Below are 14,643 nucleotides of genomic sequence, written 5' to 3'. Positions count from 1 at the left end.
GGCGTTTCGCCCGGGCCAGGACAGGGCTGAACCCGAGGGGCTGCGGTCCGCACTGCGACGACAGCCCCTCGGGTTCAGTTGGTGCGGGTCACCCGCGTTCCTAAGGCAGGAAGTATCCCGCGAGGTCGGCGATGAGGTGTGAGGATCCGGAGGACCGGTTGAACAACGTCACCTTTCCGTCTGAGCCGACGGGGACCGAGACCAGGTTCGGCACAGTCTGTCCGGCGGAGAAGTTCAGGTTGGACGCGTCCGGACGGGTGGAACCGGAGGGGTAGGCGGTGATGTAGCCGATGGACTGGGGCGACACGACCGTCAGGTTGAAGACAGCCGCCAGGACGCTCGAGGGGATGCCGTTGGCGCCGGCAATCTGGAAGGACACCGTGGAGTCCGGGCGAACAGCCGTTGCGTTTCGGGTGTCGAGGATCCTGGATGGACCCGTGGCCTTGAACGCACCGGTTGCTGACGGCGTGCCGCCGAGGTAGTAGCCGGCAACGTCTGCGATCAGGTGCGAACGTCCGAACGAACGATTGAGCAGTGTGACTTTTCCGTCTGGACCGATGGGGACCGTGACCAGGTTCGGCACTGTCTGTCCGGCGTTGAAGTTGAGGTTAGACGCGTCCGGACGCGCCGAGCCCGAAGCATAGGCCGTAATGTAGCCGATCCTTGTTGGCTCGGTCACTGTGAGGTTGAAGACCACAGCAGCGGCAGATGCCGGTATGCCGTTGGTCCCCGCAACCTGCAGGGACACGGTGGAATCCCCTGCAAGCGCCGTCGTGGACCGGGTGTCCAGCAGCCGCTTTGGCGCGAGGCTTTGGAAGGCACCCGGCGTCGCTGGCGTCCCCGTGACGTAGTAGCCGGTGACATCGGCGATGAGGTGGGTTGTGCCGGAGGATCTGTTGAACAGCGCCACTTTTCCGTCCGCACCCACCTTGACCGTTACCAGGTTGGGCACGTTTTGGTTGGCACGGAAGTTCACATTGGATGCATCCGGCTTTGTTGTCCCGGAGGGGTAGGCGGTGATGTAACCAATGGATTTTGCTTCAGTGACGGTCAGGTTGAAGACGACCGCCGCGACATTTGCCGGGATCCCATTAGCCCCTGCAACCTGGAAGGAGACGGCCTTATCGGCACCCACGGGCACCGTTTTCCGGGTGTCGAGGAACCGTTGTGGGGCAATCGGGGCAAACGTTCCGGGCAGCTGGGCGGCCGCCTTTCCGGCCTTGATAACGACGTCGTCAATGAAGCTGTCGCCTGCCTGCCGCCGGTGTTCGGCACCGAGTTGCATCTTGGTGACCGCGGTAAAGCCCGTGGCGATCTGCTTGCTGGAATACAGGAGTTTGCCGTCGAAGATCACCTCGACCGTGGAGGAGGCCCCATTTGCGACGACGTGCGTGACGATATGGTGCCAGGTGCCGAGGGGGACATTGACTTTCATCGGGGTGTAGCGGAGGGTTCCGTCGGGCGCCGCGACCCGCAGCCACATCGGGCCGACGCCGCCGTTGGATCGGTAGACGTCTATGAACCGGGTAGTCCCGTTGAAGAAGCGGAAGTACGGGACGTTGTTGCCGGCGACGCCCTCTTTGGTGATGTTGAACCAGCCGTCGGCGTAGACCTCATTGTTTCCGGCAGGAAGTGGTGCGGAAAAATTGGCCACCGACCCGGCATCCGTGGTGACGTGAACAAAGGCTGAGCAGCGGCCCGAGTGCTGCTGTGCCGAGGAGACATCGGCAGTGCCTGTCCCCGCGGTGAATGCGGCGGCGAAGCCTGCAGTGGTGAGGCTTCCGGACTCGAAGTTCGTGGCAATCACCGTTGTGCCAGGGTATTGGTTGGTCGGTTGGGGTGCTCCCGGCTGACAGGTCGGTACGGCGGCGGACGCCGGACTGGCACCGACCGCCAAACCGGTCAACACTAGTAGGTTGAGCGCTGCAATCACGCCCGCTTTATACAGTCGAATCATTGATCTGCCCCCCTGGCATGGCTCCCAGTTAGTACGAGACCCCAGATACTCCGGGATTCGAGGCGCCAAGGAGGTGCTGTGAGAAGCCGACGCACGAGACCGCTCATACTCCGACGGTGCCTGCCCCAAAGGTATCCCCCAGCAACTTGAATAAACCTTGGGCCCGGGGTGATCCCCGGGCTGCCGGCATCACGCCCGCAGCAGCCCCAGCAGCACGGGCACGACGCCGAGGCAGACGAAAGCCGGCAGGGAGCACAGGCCCAGCGGCACCACGAGCTTCACCCCGAGCGTGGCCGCGCGCTGCTCGGCGGCCCTGTTGCGTTCACGGCGGAGCCGGGCCGCCTGGGCATAGAGGAGCGCTGAGGAGGGGGCGCCGGTAAGCGCGGCGAAGGAAAGAGCGTCGCGCAGGGCCTGAAGTTGGGGCGCCCGGGCACCGGAGCTGCGCCATGCCGTGCCCCAGTCCGCACCGATTGCGAGGGCTGACACAACCGGCCGAAGCTGCCGCCCGAGTTCCGGTGGCATGAGGGCGGCCACGAGGTCGAGGGACCGGCCAAGTCCGGCTCCCGCATCCAGCATGGCGCCGATCAGTTCCAGCATCATGGCGGTGTCCCGCAGGCCCGGGAGGCCGTGACGTCCGTGCCGGCCGGCGTCGTGGACCGTCGGGCGCCGGGCGGCCCCGCCAGCAGGGGCCCGAAGCTGGCGCCGGAGCCGCCGGCGGACACGGCCCGGGCGGGCGAGGACGACTGCGGCTGCCCCGGCAAGGCTCGCTGCCATCACGAATCCGGCAAGTTCGGGCCTCACGGCGACCACCGCGGAGTCACGTTGGTGCTTCCGCCGCGGCGCGGACGAGCCTTGCGGACCACAACCGGCCGACGGCGGTCAGCGCCACGCCTGCGGCCAACGCCGCGAGGCCCCAGGGAGTTCCCAGCAGTGTCGCCACCGGGTCCACGCCGAGCAGCAGGCCGAGACCCAGGCCCGACAGGGGCAGCCAGGTCAGCAGACGAACGGTCGCGCGGGGGCCCGCCAAGGCCGTCTGCCGCGCTGCCTCGGCGTCGTCCTCCGTTTCAAGGTGGGCGGCAAAGCGCGCCAGGACATCGGCCAGGGGGCAACCGCTGGCTTCAGCGGTGTCAAAGCATGCGGCGAGCTCGCCCCACACACGCACGTCGCGGCGGGCCCGGTTGCCGACGGCACCCGTGGTGACCGTGACGACGGCGCCCGCACCGGCAGTGACCGCGGAGACCTCGCGGCGGATGGCCGCGGCCACGGAAGACCCGCGCCGGGCGGCGCCACGCGCGGCTGCGAGGATCCTGCGGGACTCCGGGCCGAGGACCGTGCCGGCGCCGTTTGCGGTGCGGGGCTGGCCGGCGCTGTGAACTGCGGCCTGGGCCGCCGGCCCGTCCCGCGCGGTGTCACCGCCGTACAGGGCCCACAGTTCATCCCACAGCCGGGCGGGGATGCGCCCTCCCTTCAGCAGCGCGGCCAACTGCTGGACCAGGACTGTCATGGGGACGGGCCCGGCATCGGCGGCTCCCCTGCCGCGCCAACGGGTCATGCCCCCGACGGCCCGTCCTGGGCGGGATCCCGGGGACCCGTAGGCCGCGGGAGCTCGCGTGCCCGCGGCGTGCAAGGCCCTGCGGGTACGATGGCCGGCCGCGCGCGGGGTGGGAAATGCCAGCCACACGGCCAGGACCAAAACGACGATGAGGAAGACGGTCATCGCTGCGTCCAGGGCTGGAGGGATTCGCGGCCGGAACCCGGCGGCCGTCCTGCCGGCAGCGCCGCCTGCAGTTCGGAGGGGTCCGCCCCGGCCAACCCGGGATCCAGGCCGAGACGGCGCGCCAGCAGCGGCCAGGCTCCGCCGAAGCGGAGCTCGCCCTGTTGGATCTCCAGTGCGGCGGCGACAACGAGGCCCGAGTCTAGGACCTCCATGATTCCAACGCTCGCCACCTGGCGGCCCGATTCGGTCCGCTCGACGTGCACGACGACGTCGATCGCGCTGGCGACCTGCAGCCGTACCGCGTCCTGGCCCATGCCGGCGAGCGCGCCGAGGGCCGCCAGCCGGGCAGGCACAGCCGCCGCCTCATTGGCGTGGATGGTCCCGCCGCCTCCGGTGTGTCCGGTGTTCATCGCCGAGAGCAGCTCGCGGACCTCGGCGCCGCGGCATTCGCCCACCACCAGCCGGTCCGGCCGCATCCTGAGGGCCTGGCGGACCAGTTCGCCCAAGTCGACGGCGCCACCGCCTTCCAGGTTTCCGTGCCGGGATTCCAGCGAGACGACGTGCGGGTGGACGGGATTCAGTTCTGCGGCGTCCTCAATCAGGACGAGTCTCTCCCCCGGGTGGCACAATCCCAGCAGTGTCGCCAGTAACGTGGTTTTCCCCGAACCGGTGGCCCCGCTGATGAGGAAGCTCAGCCTGGCCGCCACCATGCGTTCGAGCACGGACTGGACCAGGCTCCCGGGCGTCCCGGCCCCGAACATGCCGGCGCGCTTCAGCTCGGGCATGGAGAAGACCGTGGCCCGGCGGATCCGCACGCTCAGGAGGGTCCCGGCCGTGGAAATGGGCGGCAGCACCGCGTGCACCCGGTAGCCGCCGTCGAGCCGGACATCGACGCACGGCGAACCGTCGTCCAGGCGGCGGCCACCGGCTGCCACCAGCCTCGCGGCGAGGGCCCGGATCTGCGGTTCCCCGGAAAAGACGACCGGCGCCTTTTCCAGACCGCGGCCGCGGTCCAACCAGACCGAGTCCGGCCCGTTGACAAAGATGTCTGTCACGGCGGGATCACGGGTGAGCGGTTGCAGGGGGCCCAGGCCGTTCAATTCCGCGCTGATGCTCTCCACTGCGGCCAGGGCGCCGGCCGTGCCGAGCAGCCGCCCGCTCGCCTGGACCGCGGCCGCCACCCTTGAGGGGGTCACCGGGGAGGCATCGGCCATGACGGACTCGCGCACGGACTCCAGCAGCGTCTGGTCGAGAAATCCCTGCGAGCGGCGGCGGCCCGGTGCCCGCCGGGCCGGACGTTCCGGTCCGGCCGGTTCTACGGCCGCGTGGGCACTCATGAGCCGTCTCCGCCGTTCAGCTCAAGGAGTCCGGCCGCGAACCGGCGGACGGCGCGCTGCCGGCCGGTTTCGAGAAGGCGGCCGAGTTCCGTTGCCCCGGCCAGATCCTTGATGTCCGGCATGATGCCCTGAAGGACAAGCCCCACGGAGCCGGCGATCAGCGGCGCATCCAAAGCGGCGCCGCGACTGGCCCGGACCACGAGCGCGGTGTCCACGGGTGGAAGCTCCTGCAGCAGCCAGGCCGTGGCGACGGCGGCCCGCAGCCGGGCGGGCGCCACGACGATGATCCGGTCGCATTCGCCGGCGAAGGCCCGCAGGGCCTCCCGTTCCCGGCCGATATCCAGCACCACCAATTCGCAGCCGCGGCGTGCGGCGTCAAGAACCGCGGCCACGGTGGTCGCGTCCACCCCGGCGGCTTTGTCACGGGTTCCCGGCCACGACAGGAAGGAGAATCCGCCGGCGACCGGCAGCGACTCCTCCAGCTGGGCGGGGTCGATACTGCCGCTCACCCCGGCCAGATCCGGCCAGCGGAGCCCGTGGGTTTCCTCGGCGGCCAGCGCAAGTTCCAGGCCTCCGCCCCGGGGGTCGCCGTCGATCAGCAGCACCCGGATCCCGGCCCCGGCGGCGGCCTGCGCGATCCAGATGGCGGCGGTCGTGGCCCCGGCACCGCCGCAGCCGCCGGTGAGACCCAGCACCAGGCCGCCGGCTTCCGGGGCGCGGGACCGGCTCAGGTATTCCGCCAGCCAGGCGGCCGCGTCCGGCAACACCGCGACGCGTTCGGCCCCGACGGCGGCGGCCAGATGCCATAACCCTTCTCCGTCACCTTCGAGGCCGAGCATCACGGCAGGGGTCCTCCGCCGGGGCGGCAACCCGCGGATGTCGCTGCCCACCAGCACGGCGGCCGCGGCGTCCCAGAACGGCGCGGCCTCGGCAACGTCCTGCACCGTCCGCAGCTGGCCCCCGGCTGCTGCGACGATGCGTTCCACCTCGCTGCGCAGCACATCGGCGCCGGTTACGAGCAGGATTTCCGCGGAATCCCCGGGGGTCCAGGGCTCATGCGCCCGCGGTGGCGGTGAGCCTGGGCCACGGTCCTGGTGCCTGTTCATGCTGCCACTGTGCCCGGGCCGGGACCGCAGCGGAACCGCCGTCGTGGGCTATGTGGACAAGTCCGGCGTCTTTCCTGCACCGCGGCCGGGGACCGAGCACAGACCACGTCCCGGAGCAGGGCAGAATTGATCCTATGTATCTGCTGCTCGCTGCCCACGCCGACGGCGCGGCACTGCAGCAGCTCACGGCCGATGGCGCCCCCGAACCCTCCAATCCGGAACCCCGTGTGGTCAGGGCCGGCGACCTCGCCGGAATTGTGCGCGAGTTTGAGGAGCGGCACCCGCGCTGGATCTGGCACCGTACGCAGGACTGGTATCCCGCGTTGCTGCGCGCCGGGGTGGAACTCGAGCGCTGCTACGACCTCACCTTGTGCGGTTCGATCCTGGCCCACTCGGAGTTCACCGCCCACACCGGCTACGCGCAGGCGGCGGAGAAGCTGACCCAGGACGACGAGCTGAACCAGCCCCCGCGGGGGCTGCAGCCTCCTGCCCCGCCGCCGGAACAAGGGGCCTTGTTTGATGCCCCGGCCTCCGGCCGGCGTCCCGGCCAATCCATTGAGGCTCTCCGCGCCGAGTACGCCGCGCAGCAGGAGGCCCTTCGCCAGGCGGGACCTGCGCCCGGAACGGCCTCCGGCACGGTCGTCGTCCCTGACGCCGGCCGGCGCCAACGGCTCCAGCTGCTGCTCGCGGCGGAATCCGCCGGAGCCATGATCGCCGCCGAAATGCAGCACACCGGCGTCCCGTGGCGGGAGGAACTCCACGAGCAGATTCTCGCAGAACACCTCGGACCCCGCCCGGCTCCCGGTCAGCGTCCGGCCAAACTCGAATCGCTCACGGCCGAACTGAGGCTGCTGCTGAAGTCGCCCGCGCTGAACCCGGACTCGCCGCAGGAGCTCATGCGCGCCCTGCACCGCAACGGCATCGAAGTTAAAACCACCCGCCAATGGGAGCTGAAAGAATCCAGCCACCCCGTGATCGTGCCGCTGCTGGCCTACAAGAAACTGGCCCGTCTCCACGCGGCCAACGGCTGGGCGTGGCTTGATACCTGGGTGAAGGACGGCAGGTTCCAGCCTGAGTACGTGGTGGGCGGCGTGGTCTCGGGCCGGTGGGCGTCGCGGGGCGGCGGGGCGCTGCAAATCCCGCGCCAGGTCCGCGGCGCGGTCCACGCCGATCCCGGCCACAAACTGATCGTTGCCGACGCCTCGCAGCTGGAGCCGCGCGTGCTCGTGGCGCTGGCCCAGGATTCCAAAATGGCCGAAGCCGCCCGGGACAAGGACCTCTACGCCGGCATTGCCGCCCAAGGCTTCGGCGGCGACCGGGCGAAGGCGAAGGTGGCCCTCCTTGGAGCAATCTACGGGGCGACCACGGGCGAGTCCGGCCGGCTGATGCCCCAGCTGGCCCGCACCTACCCCCGCGCCGTGGGCTTCGTCGAGCAGGCTGCCCGCGACGGCGAAGCCGGCAGGACCGTGACTTCGCGCCTGGGCCGGAGCAGCCCGCCGCCGTCGGAGCGCTGGCTGCAGAGCCAGCACTCCACCACCGCGGAAGAGCAGCGCCGGGCGGACTCGATCGCACGCTCGCGCGGCCGCTTCACCCGGAACTTTGTGGTCCAGGGCTCGGCCGCTGACTGGGCGGCATGCTGGCTCGCGGAACTGCGACGGAGGCTTCGCGCCATACGGTCGGACGGCGCAGCCGCCGGCGAACTGGTGTTCTTCCTCCACGACGAGGTGATGGTCCACTGTCCCGAATCCGCCGTCGGGGATTGCATCAAGGCGATCGAGGACTCCGCAAATGCCGCGAAGGAGCTCTTGTTCGGCCGCATTCCGGTCGAATTTCCGGTCAGCGTGGCCGTCGTCGATTCGTACGACAATGCCAAATGAGTGACCGAAGTCACCGCCTGTAACGTACCCGTCGGTAGCGTTGTGTGCGCTCCGTCACCGGGCTACCCTCGGAAAGGCCGGTGAATTTCCCGTACGATCCGCCGGCTATTGCAACGACGCAAGGATATTGGGGAGGCACAGGTTTGGCTGGCATTTTTGAGATCGCGCAAGCTGGCGACAAGGCTTATTTCTTCAGGTTGACGGCGGCGGATGGCACGGTAGTGGCCGTGTCCCCGCTCTTCAGCTCCATCAAGAGCGCGGCGGCGGGCATCAACGCCGTGCGCGAGAACGCCGCGACCGGCCTGGTTGTGGATCATTCCGGCGCTCACCGGCGGGTCGCCTCCAGCAGGTCGGGAGGACGGGCGATGGCTCCCCTGGCAGGCAGCCCGGTGGCTGCCGGCTAGATGGCTGCAACCCCGTTGCTGCCCGGCAGGCAGCCCGGCGGCTGACAGCCAGCGGACCGGCCGGCAGGCCGGCGCCGTGCGGCCTTCACACATCAATCCCGTAGAGCCGCGCGCGGTCCCACGGCACGGCCCAGCCCAGCTGTTCAAAAAGCTGGTTCAGGATCATCCCGGTAAAACCCCAGACCACGACGCCGTTGACGGTGAAGGCTGGGCTCTGGAATGTCTGGCCGGCCCGGCTGACCGTGGCCATCACCCTGTTGTCCGGGTCCAGCAGGTCCCTGACCGGGACCCGGAACACCTGCGCGGATTCACCGTAGTCAACCACCCGGACCGGCGACTGGGCAGCCCACCAGGCCAGGACCGGCGTCACCAGGAAATTGCCCCGGGGCAGGGCCAGTTCAGGCATCACGCCGAGTACGTCCACCCCCGCAGGGTTCAGGCCAGTCTCCTCCTCCGCCTCGCGGAGGGCCGCGTCCACCACGGACTCACCCGGATCGATGCCGCCGCCGGGAAACGCCACCTGCCCGGGATGGTCCTCCAGCGTTTGGGCCCGCTGCAGCAGCAGCACGTCCAAATCGGCCGGAGCCAGCAACTTCTCGGACACAGCGGGGACGTTGTCGAGCGCACCAAAGAGCATCAGCACCGCCGCCCTACGGACCCGCTCGCCGGGTTCGACGGCGAGTTCCCGCCAGCGCGGATCCGGGGCCGGCGCCGTGCCCGCCTCCACCGCGGCAACGAGCTCGACGAGGTCCTGGCGCGCGGTCACGGCTGTTTCCTCTGCGATTCCATCCGGATTTCCGCGGCGCGGTGAGTCTCGGCCAGCAGCCGGGCCAGCAGTTGCTCCTGGCCCGGGGCGAGTTCGTACTTCAGCAATTTCTTTGACTTCTCCGGGTCGGTTTCCCCCATGCCGTAGCTGGGGCACCAATTGGCCACCGCGCAGGCGCCGCACGCCGGCTTCCGGGAATGGCAGACGCGGCGGCCGTGAAAGACGACGCGGTGCGAGAGCATGGTCCAGTCCTTCGGCTCGAACAGTTCAGCGACGTCCGACTCGATCCGGACCGGATCATCCGACTCGGTCCAGCCAAAGCGCCGGGCCAGCCGGCCGAAGTGGGTGTCCACCGTGATGCCCGGGATGCCGAAGGCATTGCCCAGCACGACGTTCGCGGTTTTCCGCCCGACGCCGGGCAGCGTCACCAGGTCCGCGAGCCGGCCCGGCACCTCGCCGTCGTACTCGTCCACCAGCCGGGTGCACAGCGCCAGGAGATTTCTGGCCTTGGCGCGAAAGAAGCCGGTGGGCTTGATGATGGCCTCCAGCTCGGCCGGATCCGCCTCCGCCATCCGCCGCGCATCCGGGTAGCGCGCGAACAGCAGGGGCGTGATCTGGTTGACCAGCACGTCCGTGGTCTGCGCGGACAGCACCGTGGCTATCACGAGCTCGAACGGCGTGCGGAAGTCCAGCTCCGCGTGGGCGTAGGGGTACTGCTCCGCGAGTTCCCGGTTGATCCGGCGCGCGCGGCGCTTGAGCGCCAGCATTGACTCCCCCGACGCCCGCGGCGCACCCGGCTTGGCGCTCCCCGGGATCGGGGTGCCGGGTTCCGAGCTGCCGGATTCCGTGGTCACGGCGGCGGACTAACCGCGTTCGATGTTGCTGAGGTCCCGCAAAACGCCGAGCCGGCCGTCGGTGTGCTGGACCAGGAACTCGTTGCCGCGGTCCTCCAGGGCAAGGACCCAGCCGCCGGGTTCAATGACGAACGCCGGGGCACCGGTGCGCACATCGACGGCGGTGCGGGGCTGCGCGACGGCGAACCAGAAGGCCTCGTGCACGGGGTGGACATCATCCTCCGCGGGCCGGCTGGCGGGATCAACGGTCGCGCCGATGGGTTCCTGCGGCCGGGCCTGTTCCTGCGGCCGGACCTGGGGGTTGACCGTAGTGGGGGCACTGCCGCCGGTGGCGGCCGGCACGCCGGCGGCCTGGGTCTGTTCCCCGGCCTGGGTCTGTTCCGCGGCGGGAGCGGTCTGTGCAGCCGCACCAGCGGCACCAGCGGCGGCGGCACCGGCTGCAGCAGGGACGCCCGCGGTCCGGGTCTTGTCCGCGGCGGACGAAGCAGACTCCGGAGCCGGGGCCTGCGTCGGGGCCGCCGATGAATCCGTAGATGCCGGGGCAGCCGCGCCGGCGGCTGGCACCACGCCCGAGATCTGGGTCTCCGGTGCGCCGGGGGCCGCAGCGCTGGGGGCCGCGGCGGACGCCGCACCCGCCGAAGATGCCCCGGCAGGTGTGGTTGCCGCCGGCGTGGCCGTCTGGCTGCCGGTGGCCGGACGCTTGGCCCAGCCCGCGGCCTCCCCGGAAGCGGCTTGGCCGGACGCAACCCGGCCGGAAGCGGCCGCGCCGGACGCAACCTGGCCGGATGCGGCCGCCAGAGAGGCGCCCGCCCCGGCTGCGCCTGCACCCGCAGCGTCCTTGGTCAATTTGGATTCCTTCGGTTGCTTCGGTTGCTTCGGCGCCTTCGGTGCGCGGGGCTTTCGCACCGGGACAACAGCTTCGCGGGCAACCACGTGGGCAGGCGCGTCCTCCCGGCCCAGGAAGTCGCCGGCAAAGAACGGGATCCAGCGGCCCAGCACCGTGGCGGCGAAGAGCCCCAAAGCGCCCAGGAGCGCGATCAGCATGCTCGGCACGAACGCCCCGGCGGCGGCGAGGAAAAAGAAGGCCAGCGTGAAGGACGCTACAACGGACGCGAACTGGTCGATCGACAGGGATCCGATCCGGATCCTGGTCGACGGGCTGAGGCGGCGGGCCACAAACAACGCGGTGACAATGAGGGGCAGCACGATGCCCAGGCCCAGGAAGAAGAGGCTGCCCAGGTTCCAGAGGTTGTAGGCGAAGGCAAACATCGGAATCAGTGAGGCGATGAAAAGAAGCAGCGTGGAGCCGAAAACGGTGAGGTCACGGATGGTGAACGGGCCGAGGACGGCTTCGTTCTTCTTCCCGATCTTTTTGTCCACCGTGAAGCGTGGCGCATCCCCGAACCCGGCGGGCCCCGGCTGCGCCGTTCCACCCTGGTTCTGGGCGGGCGCCCGGAGCTGCCCGTTGTCTTGCTCGTTCATTCCGTATCTCCTTAGCATGGCGGCGCCCTGGACAGCGCCGTCTAACGGCAGGCAAGGACAGGACCGCCAGCGGTCCTGTCGCCTCCATCGGATGTCACAACTTCATCTCAGCCTAGCCAAGTGAATGGCCGATCACTAGCTGACAAGCCGTGGGCGGACGCAGCAGAATTCCCCAGATTTCCGAATCCCGGACGCTTGCCCCGGCCCGCCGTCCGGCGCCGGGGACAGACCACTCGGCGCTTAACGAACACCGCTCACGGTGCTGTTTGTGACGGGGCGCACGTTTGGTCGGACCCAAGTATTAGTGTTGATTCCAGACAGCGCTAGCGGCACTGCCGCCGTCTGCCGCCGCCCGACGTCGCGCATGCGGCCCGGCGCGACGGTGGCGAGCACGGCCGCGCAGCCCGGATCGATGAATGATGAGGTTCACCATGTCCCAGCAGACACCCGGCTCCACGGCCACTCAGACGCCCCAGGGCGATGCGTTCGAAAACCTGTCCCAGGAGAACCGCCGTTTCGCGCCGTCCGCCGAGTTCGCCGCGAATGCAGTGGTCACCGCCGCCGATTACGCAGAGGCCGACGCCGACCGTCCCGCCTTCTGGGCGAAGCAGGCCCGGGAGCTGCTGAGCTGGTCCAAGGACTTCACCCAGGCGCTGGACTGGTCCGACCCGCCGTTCGCGAAGTGGTTCGTCGGTGGCGAGGTCAACGCCGCCTACAACGCCCTGGACCGGCACGTCGAGGCCGGCAACGGGGACCGGGTGGCGATCTACTTCGAGGGTGAGCCGGGAGATACCCGCACCTACACCTACGCGCAGCTGACCGAGGAGGTGAAGAAGGCCGCGAACGCGTTCGAGTCCCTCGGCGTGGCCAAGGGCGACCGCGTCGCCGTGTACCTGCCCATGATCCCCGAGGCCGTCATCACCCTGCTGGCCTGCGCCCGGATCGGCGCGATCCACTCCGTGGTCTTCGGCGGCTTCTCCGCCGAAGCCCTGCGCTCCCGGATCGACGACGCCGAGGCCAAGCTCGTGGTCACGGCCGACGGCACCTACCGCCGCGGCAAGCCCAGCGCGCTGAAGCCGGCCGTCGACGAGGCGTTGTCCCACGAGGGAGACGGCACCGGACACACCGTGCAGAACGTCGTGGTGGTCAAGCGCAACGGCCAGGCCGTGGACTGGCACGAGGGCCGGGACCACTGGTGGGCGGACACCGTCGGCGCCGCGTCCCCCACACACACCGCCGTCGGGCACGACTCCGAACACCCGCTCTTCATCCTCTACACCTCCGGCACGACGGGCAAGCCCAAGGGCATCCTGCACAGCACCGGCGGCTACCTCACCCAGGGCGCCTACACGCACAAGGCGGTCTTCGACCTCCACCCGGAGACCGACGTCTACTGGTGCACCGCCGACGTCGGCTGGATCACCGGGCACTCCTACGTCGCCTACGCCCCGCTCATCAACGGCGCCACCCAGGTCATGTATGAGGGCACGCCGGATTCCCCGCACCAGGGCCGCTGGTGGGAAATCGTGGAGAAGTACAAGGTCTCCATCCTCTACACCGCCCCCACCGCGATCCGCACCTTCATGAAGTGGGGCAAGGACATCCCGGCCAAGTCCGACCTCTCCTCGATCCGGGTCCTCGGTTCCGTCGGCGAACCCATCAACCCCGAGGCCTGGATGTGGTACCGCGAGGTCATCGGCGGCAACGCCGGCAAGAACGGCGAGCGGAAGGAAAACCCCGCACCGATCGTGGACACCTGGTGGCAGACCGAGACCGGGGCGCAGATGATCGCCCCGCTGCCCGGCGTCACGGCCACCAAGCCCGGCTCGGCCCAGGTCCCGCTGCCGGGCATCGCCGTGGACGTCGTGGACGAACTCGGCGAATCCGTACCCAACGGCCACGGCGGCTTTCTCGTAATCCGCGAACCGTGGCCCGCCATGCTGCGCGGGATCTGGGGCGACCCGGAGCGGTTCAAGGAAACGTACTGGTCCCGCTTCGAGACCATGTACTTCGCCGGCGACGGCGCCAAGAAAGACGAGGACGGCGACATCTGGCTGCTGGGCCGTGTGGATGATGTGATGAATATTTCCGGCCACCGCCTCTCCACCGCCGAAATCGAGTCCGCACTCGTGTCCCACCCCGCGGTGGCGGAAGCCGCCGTCGTCGGAGCCGCGGACGAGACCACCGGACAGGCCGTCGTCGCCTTCGTGATCCTGCGCGCCGACGCCGTGGACACCGGCGACGCGATCGTCCAGGAACTCCGCAACCACGTGGGCAAGGAAATCGGCCCGATCGCCAAACCCAAAACCATCCTCGTGGTCCCGGAACTGCCCAAAACCCGCTCCGGCAAGATCATGCGCCGCCTGCTCAAGGACGTCGCCGAAGGCCGCGAAGTCGGCGACGCGACCACCCTGGCAGACAACACCGTCATGGCCCAGATCGCGCAGTCGCTGAAGAAATAGCCGGCTCGTTCCGATAAGGGTTCGTCGGCTGTGTTTGGCTGGCCTGTTTGTCCGGCGGCGGCGCCGCCCACCGTGGTGGGCCGCGCCGCCGTCGTCGTTGGTCCTGTCTGTCGACGCGGCCGCGGCGGGAACATCCGCAGCAGCGAAGAATGCGGCAGTAACGAACGGCGCGCGCGGGCCGCGGCGCGATAGATTTGCAGACATGACTGAAGCCACCTCCGCCACCGTTGCCGGCCGCGGCACCATCCTGGTTCTCAACGGACCCAATTTGAACCTGCTTGGCACCCGCGAGCCCGAGAAATACGGGACGGCGACGCTGGCCGACGTCGAACAGCTCGCCAAAGACGCCGGTGCCGCGCACGGCCTGGACGTCGAGTGCTTCCAGTCCAACCATGAAGGGGCCCTCGTGGACGCCATCCACGCCGCCCGCGGGAAGGCGGTGGGAATCGTGCTCAACGCCGGCGCCTACACGCACACGTCCGTGGCCATCCGGGACGCCATTTCCGCTGTTGCCCTGCCGACGGTCGAGGTGCACATCACCAATGTTCACGCCCGCGAGCCTTTCCGGCACCATTCCTACCTTTCGGACATCAGCAAGGCCGTGATCGCCGGCGCCGGGATCCTGGGCTACCGCTTCGCGGTGGAATACCTCGCCGGGCTGCACGCGGCCGGGGACTGAGC

12 protein-coding genes are annotated in these 14,643 nt (G+C 69.4%); 4 read left to right on the top strand and 8 right to left on the bottom strand.

The features are described from left to right. Nucleotides 1-100: 100 nt before the first annotated feature. The 5 genes from AC1DKN_RS19635 to ssd form a co-directional block, all read right to left on the bottom strand. Nucleotides 101-1,807, bottom strand: a complete 1,707-nt coding sequence (locus AC1DKN_RS19635) for a hypothetical protein (RefSeq protein ID WP_476855526.1) — start codon at nucleotides 1,805-1,807, stop codon at nucleotides 101-103. A 339-nt stretch (nucleotides 1,808-2,146) separates the two neighbouring features. Then, nucleotides 2,147-2,758: a type II secretion system F family protein gene (locus tag AC1DKN_RS19630; RefSeq protein ID WP_476855525.1), complete on the bottom strand. Its 612-nt coding sequence runs from the start codon at nucleotides 2,756-2,758 to the stop codon at nucleotides 2,147-2,149. Between the two features lie 16 nt (nucleotides 2,759-2,774). Beyond that, the gene (locus AC1DKN_RS19625) at nucleotides 2,775-3,674 is read right to left on the bottom strand and encodes a hypothetical protein (RefSeq protein ID WP_476872253.1); all 900 of its coding nucleotides are present in this window, start codon (nucleotides 3,672-3,674) and stop codon (nucleotides 2,775-2,777) included. Beyond that, nucleotides 3,671-5,011 carry a TadA family conjugal transfer-associated ATPase gene (locus AC1DKN_RS19620; RefSeq protein ID WP_476872252.1) on the bottom strand — a complete coding sequence of 447 codons (1,341 nt, stop codon included), beginning with the start codon at nucleotides 5,009-5,011 and terminating at the stop codon, nucleotides 3,671-3,673. The genes AC1DKN_RS19625 and AC1DKN_RS19620 overlap by 4 nt, the downstream gene beginning before the upstream one ends. Further along, a complete protein-coding gene (gene ssd, locus AC1DKN_RS19615; protein ID WP_476872251.1) occupies nucleotides 5,008-6,117 on the bottom strand; it encodes a septum site-determining protein Ssd in 1,110 nt (369 codons plus the stop codon). The genes AC1DKN_RS19620 and ssd overlap by 4 nt, the downstream gene beginning before the upstream one ends. Nucleotides 6,118-6,251: 134 nt before the next feature. Here ssd and AC1DKN_RS19610 point away from each other — a divergent pair, with 134 nt between their 5' ends. Then, on the top strand, nucleotides 6,252-7,994 hold the full coding sequence (locus AC1DKN_RS19610) for a bifunctional 3'-5' exonuclease/DNA polymerase (protein ID WP_476872250.1): 1,743 nt from the start codon (nucleotides 6,252-6,254) through the stop codon (nucleotides 7,992-7,994). 80 nt (nucleotides 7,995-8,074) lie between these two features. Next, nucleotides 8,075-8,398 (top strand): YegP family protein, encoded by a 324-nt coding sequence (locus AC1DKN_RS19605; RefSeq protein WP_308288883.1) that lies wholly within the window; start codon nucleotides 8,075-8,077, stop codon nucleotides 8,396-8,398. A gap of 85 nt (nucleotides 8,399-8,483) precedes the next feature. Here the strand turns inward: AC1DKN_RS19605 and AC1DKN_RS19600 are convergent, their stop codons facing one another. The 3 genes from AC1DKN_RS19600 to AC1DKN_RS19590 form a co-directional block, all read right to left on the bottom strand. Further along, nucleotides 8,484-9,164, bottom strand: coding sequence for an NUDIX hydrolase (locus AC1DKN_RS19600; protein WP_230008029.1), 681 nt, complete (start codon nucleotides 9,162-9,164; stop codon nucleotides 8,484-8,486). Then, the gene (gene nth / locus AC1DKN_RS19595) at nucleotides 9,161-9,931 is read right to left on the bottom strand and encodes an endonuclease III (protein ID WP_230008030.1); all 771 of its coding nucleotides are present in this window, start codon (nucleotides 9,929-9,931) and stop codon (nucleotides 9,161-9,163) included. Before nth ends, AC1DKN_RS19600 begins: the two co-directional genes overlap by 4 nt. A gap of 96 nt (nucleotides 9,932-10,027) precedes the next feature. Further along, complete coding sequence (locus AC1DKN_RS19590; protein WP_476872249.1) at nucleotides 10,028-11,500, bottom strand: hypothetical protein; 1,473 nt, start codon at nucleotides 11,498-11,500, stop codon at nucleotides 10,028-10,030. Nucleotides 11,501-11,931: 431 nt separating this feature from the next. On the opposite strand from AC1DKN_RS19590, the gene acs reads away from it, so the two are divergent. Beyond that, nucleotides 11,932-13,962: an acetate--CoA ligase gene (acs, locus tag AC1DKN_RS19585; protein WP_476872248.1), complete on the top strand. Its 2,031-nt coding sequence runs from the start codon at nucleotides 11,932-11,934 to the stop codon at nucleotides 13,960-13,962. 202 nt (nucleotides 13,963-14,164) lie between these two features. Then, on the top strand, nucleotides 14,165-14,641 hold the full coding sequence (gene aroQ / locus AC1DKN_RS19580; RefSeq protein WP_230009056.1) for a type II 3-dehydroquinate dehydratase: 477 nt from the start codon (nucleotides 14,165-14,167) through the stop codon (nucleotides 14,639-14,641). The last annotated feature ends 2 nt before the right edge of the window (nucleotides 14,642-14,643 follow it).

Source organism: Arthrobacter sp. 01N444 (genome assembly GCF_056399305.1).
This window is presented reverse-complemented; position numbering and strand designations above follow the sequence as displayed.